General features: G+C 44.8%; 7 protein-coding genes, 2 tRNA genes and 1 rRNA gene. 7 read left to right on the top strand and 3 right to left on the bottom strand.

The annotated features are described in order from the left end of the window. Positions 1 to 137: 137 nt before the first annotated feature. From rrf to ATB76_RS24170, 6 genes are all read left to right on the top strand, one after another. Positions 138 to 254, top strand: a 5S ribosomal RNA gene (gene rrf, locus ATB76_RS24195). Positions 255 to 286: 32 nt separating this feature from the next. Continuing rightward, positions 287 to 363 (top strand) — tRNA-Asp (locus tag ATB76_RS24190). Positions 364 to 399: 36 nt separating this feature from the next. Further along, positions 400 to 476, top strand: a tRNA-Trp gene (locus ATB76_RS24185). Positions 477 to 682: 206 nt separating this feature from the next. After that, positions 683 to 1,015, top strand: a complete 333-nt coding sequence (locus tag ATB76_RS24180; protein WP_038869523.1) for a DUF1904 domain-containing protein — start codon at positions 683 to 685, stop codon at positions 1,013 to 1,015. 12 nt (positions 1,016 to 1,027) lie between these two features. Then, positions 1,028 to 1,864: a penicillin-insensitive murein endopeptidase gene (gene mepA, locus ATB76_RS24175; RefSeq protein ID WP_061036223.1), complete on the top strand. Its 837-nt coding sequence runs from the start codon at positions 1,028 to 1,030 to the stop codon at positions 1,862 to 1,864. 335 nt (positions 1,865 to 2,199) lie between these two features. Further along, on the top strand, positions 2,200 to 2,508 hold the full coding sequence (locus ATB76_RS24170; protein WP_009705551.1) for a hypothetical protein: 309 nt from the start codon (positions 2,200 to 2,202) through the stop codon (positions 2,506 to 2,508). A 41-nt stretch (positions 2,509 to 2,549) separates the two neighbouring features. Here the strand turns inward: ATB76_RS24170 and ATB76_RS24165 are convergent, their stop codons facing one another. From ATB76_RS24165 to rdgC, 3 genes are all read right to left on the bottom strand, one after another. Next, entirely contained in the window at positions 2,550 to 2,804 is a 255-nt protein-coding gene (locus ATB76_RS24165) for a YfhL family 4Fe-4S dicluster ferredoxin (RefSeq protein WP_005445273.1), read from the bottom strand. 2 nt (positions 2,805 to 2,806) lie between these two features. Beyond that, positions 2,807 to 4,207, bottom strand: a complete 1,401-nt coding sequence (gene yegQ, locus ATB76_RS24160; RefSeq protein ID WP_038869526.1) for a tRNA 5-hydroxyuridine modification protein YegQ — start codon at positions 4,205 to 4,207, stop codon at positions 2,807 to 2,809. Between the two features lie 166 nt (positions 4,208 to 4,373). Beyond that, complete coding sequence (gene rdgC, locus ATB76_RS24155) at positions 4,374 to 5,288, bottom strand: recombination-associated protein RdgC (RefSeq protein WP_005424813.1); 915 nt, start codon at positions 5,286 to 5,288, stop codon at positions 4,374 to 4,376. Between the two features lie 224 nt (positions 5,289 to 5,512). Here rdgC and phoB point away from each other — a divergent pair, with 224 nt between their 5' ends. Beyond that, positions 5,513 to 6,202 (top strand): phosphate regulon transcriptional regulator PhoB, encoded by a 690-nt coding sequence (gene phoB / locus ATB76_RS24150; protein ID WP_005424836.1) that lies wholly within the window; start codon positions 5,513 to 5,515, stop codon positions 6,200 to 6,202. Positions 6,203 to 6,211: the final 9 nt, after the last annotated feature.

Here is a 6,211-nt window from a genome sequence, read left to right as displayed (position 1 = left end):
TGAGGCGTTGAGCTAACCTGTACTAATTGCCCGTGAGGCTTAACCATACAACACCCAAGGGGTTTTGATGGACTCAATGCAAGAACGATTGAATGTGTAGTAGAACTTAAAATCAGTTTTCCGAATTAAAGAATTTGCTTGGCGACCATAGCGATTTGGACCCACCTGATTTCCATTCCGAACTCAGAAGTGAAACGAATTAGCGCCGATGGTAGTGTGGGGTTTCCCCATGTGAGAGTAGGACATCGCCAGGCTTTAAATTTAGACTTAAATGTCTAACCAGTGCGGAGCGGTAGTTCAGTTGGTTAGAATACCGGCCTGTCACGCCGGGGGTCGCGGGTTCGAGTCCCGTCCGCTCCGCCACTTATTCCGAGAGTCGTCTCACTAAACACGAACTACAGGGGTGTAGCTCCAATTGGCAGAGCAGCGGATTCCAAATCCGCGTGTTGGGAGTTCGAATCTCTCCACCCCTGCCATATTTAAGGCTCTAGCAGAAATGCTAGAGCCTTTTTCGTTTTATCACTTTTCTGCTTCTGCTTCTGCCTCTCCCTCAAATTGTCAGTCATACTTATGTCTCGCGGTATGTGTGCTATTTTGTAGTGCATAGCTAGTGCTCAACGTGATTAGAAGGTGACTTCCTGTTATTATCGGCGCTGAATTCTAATAATTAGGAAGTTATGTTATGCCACATCTTCGATTTCGCGCAGTAGAGCCTCAAACCGTTCAAGCTTTATCAAAGCCTCTTACTGACGAATTACAGCCATTAATGGAATGTCCTCGTGAAGACTTCACGTTTGAATACATCTACAGTACTTTCTTCAGTGAAGGTGAAGTAAGCAGTGCATATCCTTTTGTTGAAGTTCTGTGGTTTGACCGTGGGCAAGAGACTCAGAATAAAGTGGCTAAAGCGATTACTGAGCAAGTTCGTGGTATTGCCGGTGAAGATATCGATGTTGCGGTAATTTTCTCTGCACTCTCTCCTAAAGGCTACTATGATAATGGTGACCACTATTAAGGAATGAGCGTGATGAAGCTGAGTCTTTCTTTTTGTTTAAGTTTTCTATTCTCAGCTTCTCTTTCTGCTACTCCGTGGGAGCAGGTCTCTGGTCCCACAAATAACACATCCTCTTCTATCGGCAGTTATGCGAATGGCTGTTTAGATGGTGCTTCTCCTCTCCCGCTTGATGGTATTGGTTATCAGGTTTTACGCAGTAAAACGAAGCGTTACTATGGGCATCCTCATACAATAAGCTTTGTTGAAGAGTTAGCGAAAAAAAACAGTAAAGATCTCAACACAACGTTACTTATTGGGGACTTATCCCTAGCTCGTGGTGGACGTTTTTCTTCTGGCCACTCTAGTCATCAAACTGGCCTAGATATTGATATTTGGCTGCGATTGGCCGATGAACCGCTTTCTTATAATGAGCTTCAACTTCCGAAACCCATGAGTGTCGTAGATCTTAAAAAATACAAGATTCTAGAACACCGTTGGGAAGATAGGCACTTTGAACTGATTCGAAGTGCCGCGAAGAGTCAAGATGTTGCTCGTATCTTTGTTCATCCAGTGATTAAAGAGCAGTTATGTAAGCAAGAAGGTGAGAAAGACCGAAATTGGTTACGTAAGGTTCGGCCTTGGTGGGGGCATCATTACCACTTCCACGTGAGATTAACTTGCCCTGAGTCGAGCTCTAATTGTGTTAACCAAGCGCCACCACCTGCAGGAGATGGCTGTGGAGTAGAGTTAGCAAGTTGGAAGCCGAAAGCAACGCCTCCACCTGTGACCAAAAAAACTAAGGTAACGCCTAAACCGAAGAAGAAAAAGATACTGCCAACACAATGCCAGCCGCTCATTACGCAGAAATAAGTGGTGAGTCCTACCAACGAAATACCAAATATGCTTTCTCTGGATCTCTATTATGAAACTGGAGAAAGATCATACTTTTGTCTACAGTGAATAATACCAGTACAAAAACTGACCTTTAGGTTTTTGTGGCATATTATAGAAATCTTATATAAACAAAGAGTTGCATTATTTTAAAATGTTGTGGCAACTCATATTAAGAAAGATCTTTTCGTCGCGATTCTCTGATTTCTTAGCAATATGTCTGTTGGTTGGTGAAAGACAAACGACAACGCAGACAAGTGTATTGAGGTGGGTAAGGAGGCTTTTCCCATCGAGAGTTAATCAAGGATAAAACCATGACTATGATTTGTGCAAAAGAGTTTGCAGAGTGGTTAAGACACAGATTTAGCAGTGATACTAAAGGAGTCTTTTTGACTCGAGAGGATGTTAATCACCTGACTGGGCGCCAACGCCTTGACCCAGGCTTTGTTAATGACGTGCATTACGAGCTGATGCAATATGGAATGGCTTTCGTTACTGATACAAGTAGGGAGAACTTTTATCTGATCCCTGTCTCGCAAGCTGAAAATTGGCGTGAGAGGTTAGAGTATCACTTCGAGAAAGAGCTGTTTTGTAATATCTATCCTATCGAAAAATCGGGTTAAAAAAAGGTTCAACTTTGTCGGCAAAGTTGAACCTCTTTCGATTACGCTAACCCTTGAATAATCACAAACTTCTCTAGCAATTGCTCTTCAGTCTCGACATGATTTGGGTCGGTAATAATGCATTTTGTAATAGGACACACCGACTGACATGTTGGCTTTTCGTAGTGACCTTTACACTCTGTACATAGAGCAGGGTCAATCTCGAAAATACTGTCACCCATAGTAATTGCACCGTTAGGGCATTCTGGGTCACACATGTCGCAGTTGATGCACTTATCGGTAATAAGTAGTGCCATGATTACTTACCAGTTGGGTTACGGGTATCCTGACCTGCATTTAAGTTACGCATCAACAGGCCGTATTCCAGATCCATATCCTCTGGTACAGGGATAAATACAAAGTGGCCGTTACCTTTTGCGTCTTCAATTGATTCTGACTTACGGTTTTCCATCGCTTCTAGCGTAAAGATTACGTTACCTTTTGGCGTCATTAGCTCTAGGCTGTCACCAACGATAAACTTATTCTTAACTTCTACTTCTACCATGTCACCACGGCGCTTACCTGTGAACTCACCAACGAATTGCTGAGCATCTGATACAGAGTAGCCGTAGTCATAGTTTTGGTAGCTGTCGTGAGTGTGACGACGTAGGAAGCCTTCTGTGTAACCACGGTGAGCTAGGCTCTCCAATGTGCCCATTAGGCTTTCATCGAATGGCTTGCCAGCGACCGCATCATCGATTGCTTTACGGTAAACCTGTGCAGTACGAGCACAGTAGTAGAACGACTTAGTACGGCCTTCGATCTTCAATGAATGAACACCCATTTTAGTTAGGCGCTCAACGTGTTGGATTGCGCGAAGATCTTTCGAGTTCATGATGTAAGTACCATGCTCGTCTTCGAACGCTGCCATTTTTTCTTCAGGGCGATGCGCTTCAGAAAGCAGAACGACTTCATCGGTTGGCTTGCCGCGACCGATGGTTGTCTCAGGACGCTCGTCAGCGACTTCGATTGCTTGCGCTTCCGTTGGGTCAAACTTCTCTACGATGTCGCCAGTGTCGTTTTCTTTGCCTTCTTCTACTTTGTATTCCCAACGGCATGCGTTAGTGCAAGTACCTTGGTTAGGGTCACGTTTGTTGATGTAACCAGACAGTAGGCAGCGACCAGAGTAGGCCATGCATAGAGCACCGTGAACGAAAACTTCTAGTTCAGTTTCAGGACAGTGCTCGCGAATTTCTTCGATTTCTTCTAGAGAAAGCTCACGAGAAACAATCACACGCTCAACACCGTTAGCAGCCCAGAACTTCACAGTTGCCCAGTTTACTGCGTTCGCCTGTACAGACAGGTGAATTGGCATTTCTGGGAACGCTTCGCGAACCATCATGATAAGACCTGGATCAGACATGATAAGTGCGTCTGGGCCCATTTCTACCACTGGCTTAAGGTCACGGATGAAAGTTTTAAGCTTAGAGTTGTGCGGTTGGATGTTACATACCACGTAAAGCTTTTTGCCTAGGGCATGCGCTTCGTTGATACCGATTTGTAGGTTTTCGTGGTTGAACTCGTTGTTACGTACGCGAAGGCTGTAGCGAGGTTGGCCAGCGTATACTGCATCTGCGCCGTAGGCGAATGCGTAACGCATGTTTTTAAGGCTACCAGCTGGAGACAGTAGCTCTGGTACGAATGCTTTCTCTGTTGTCATTGCTCAATTCTCTTAGTATCTGATCACAAGTCAGGCCAATTCCACCTCATGGAAATGGGGCGCAAATTTTACGTCAAAATGTGACCTGTGACTAGGAGAATTATGGTTTAGATAAACAAACGCCCTCAAAAAAAGTGAGGGCGTTATGATTAATCTTTGTACGAAATTAAGCGTTAGGGTTTGGTAGACCGCCCAATGCTTCGTATAGATTTGGTAGGAAAGCGCTGAACTCGCCACACATTAGAGAGAAGTCTGCGTCGAAGCGAGCGGCTTGATCTTCGCGTGGGATGTCATCGTTTTGATCTTTTAGTTCATCAGAGAACTTCAGACGTTTGATGCCAGAATCTTCTGCCATGATGAATTCGATACGATCTTGCCAGTTCAGTGCTAGCTTAGTCACCACCTTATCCGCTGCGATGTGGTTGCGGATTTCATCAGTTGTCAGTTCTTGCTTCTTACAACGAATCACACCGCCTTCTTCTAGCACAGACTTAAGCTCAGCTTCGTCCATCATAGAAATGCCTTGTGGCGTGTCGCCAGTTTTCACCCATTCAGTCAAGGTCGTTTCAATCGCGACTTCAGGGATTGCAGGCACAACAGGTAGGCTACCCATTGTTTTACGTAATAGTGCCAATACATCTTCTGCTTTTTTATAGCTGCTTGCATCAACAAGGATGAAGCCTTCTTTTGGCATGATAAGTACGTAAGTGTGGCTGCTGCGGCTGAATGCACGTGGCAGTAGGTCCATTACGATGTCATCTTTGAGGTTGTCCTTCTCTTTCTTCTTGAGTGGGCGACCTTCTTGCGCTTCCATTGCTTCTACTTTTGCGTTTAGTGAATCTTTGATCACTGAAGCAGGCAGCATTTTCTCTTCTTTCTTCGCGCAAATCAGAATGCGGTTTTCTGAAACGTGCGTCATCATGTCGCCATTTCTACCCATCGCGCTAACCCAGCCAAACTTTTGTTTATCTTGGCTGCCACAAGGGGTGAATCGGAACTCGGCTAGTTGAGTTTCCAGTTGATCGGCGTTGAAGTTAACCTCGCGGTTAACACGGTATACCAGACAGTTTTTAAACCACATAAATCTTCTCTAGGCTTGATGACAAGGGACTAATCATAGGGAATTTTCCCGGCGTTGTCCTAATTGAATTGAAAAAGATCATGATGAATCTCAAAAGAAACTTATATGAAAATTTGTTTTCAAAGGTCACAAAAGTGTCATAATTGGTAGTAATAATGCTTATGCATAGAGGGGCGCTTTGTCCTTTAAATTCATTAGCTCAACTCACATAAGGTTATTCAATTATGTCTAGAAGGATTCTGGTTGTTGAAGACGAAGCTCCGATTCGCGAAATGCTATGCTTCGTGCTTGAACAGAAAGGTTATCAAGCAGTAGAAGCAGAAGATTACGACTCTGCGGTAACCAAGCTGGCTGAACCCTTCCCGGATTTAGTGCTACTAGACTGGATGCTACCAGGTGGTAGTGGTATTAACTTCATCAAACACATGAAGCGCGAAGAGTTAACGCGCAATATTCCCGTTGTGATGCTGACCGCTCGTGGTGAAGAAGAAGACAAAGTGCGCGGCTTAGAAGTTGGTGCGGATGACTACATCACTAAACCTTTCTCACCAAAAGAATTGGTTGCTCGCCTTAAAGCCGTTATTCGCCGCGTAACACCGACTGCGCTTGAAGATGTGATTGATGTACAAGGTCTGAAGTTGGACCCTGTTTCTCACCGCGTGACTGCAAATGATGAAGCGGTTGATATGGGACCAACAGAGTTCAAAATGCTGCACTTCTTCATGACGCACCAAGAGCGTGTTTACAGTCGTGAGCAACTGCTAAACAACGTTTGGGGCACCAACGTGTATGTAGAAGACCGTACTGTTGACGTACATATTCGTCGTCTACGTAAAGCGCTTGAGGCGGCAGGTCACGACAAACTCATCCAAACCGTTCGTGGTGCAGGTTACCGTTTCTCGACGAAGGCATAACATCGCTAG

The organism is Vibrio sp. MOR3 (assembly GCF_001557775.1).
In the GTDB taxonomy this organism is placed as follows: Bacteria; Pseudomonadota; Gammaproteobacteria; order Enterobacterales; family Vibrionaceae; genus Vibrio; species Vibrio jasicida.
The sequence above is the reverse complement of the archived record's forward strand: the minus strand, read 5'-3'. Positions and strand labels throughout refer to the sequence as shown.

Coding starts and splice junctions, on each gene's coding strand:
- ATB76_RS24180 (WP_038869523.1), top strand. CDS start 683: ATGCCACATCTTCGATTTCGCGCAGTAGAGCCTCAAACCGTTCAAGCT.
- ATB76_RS24170 (WP_009705551.1), top strand. CDS start 2,200: ATGACTATGATTTGTGCAAAAGAGTTTGCAGAGTGGTTAAGACACAGA.
- mepA (WP_061036223.1), top strand. CDS start 1,028: ATGAAGCTGAGTCTTTCTTTTTGTTTAAGTTTTCTATTCTCAGCTTCT.
- ATB76_RS24165 (WP_005445273.1), bottom strand. CDS start 2,804: ATGGCACTACTTATTACCGATAAGTGCATCAACTGCGACATGTGTGAC.
- phoB (WP_005424836.1), top strand. CDS start 5,513: ATGTCTAGAAGGATTCTGGTTGTTGAAGACGAAGCTCCGATTCGCGAA.
- yegQ (WP_038869526.1), bottom strand. CDS start 4,207: ATGACAACAGAGAAAGCATTCGTACCAGAGCTACTGTCTCCAGCTGGT.
- rdgC (WP_005424813.1), bottom strand. CDS start 5,288: ATGTGGTTTAAAAACTGTCTGGTATACCGTGTTAACCGCGAGGTTAAC.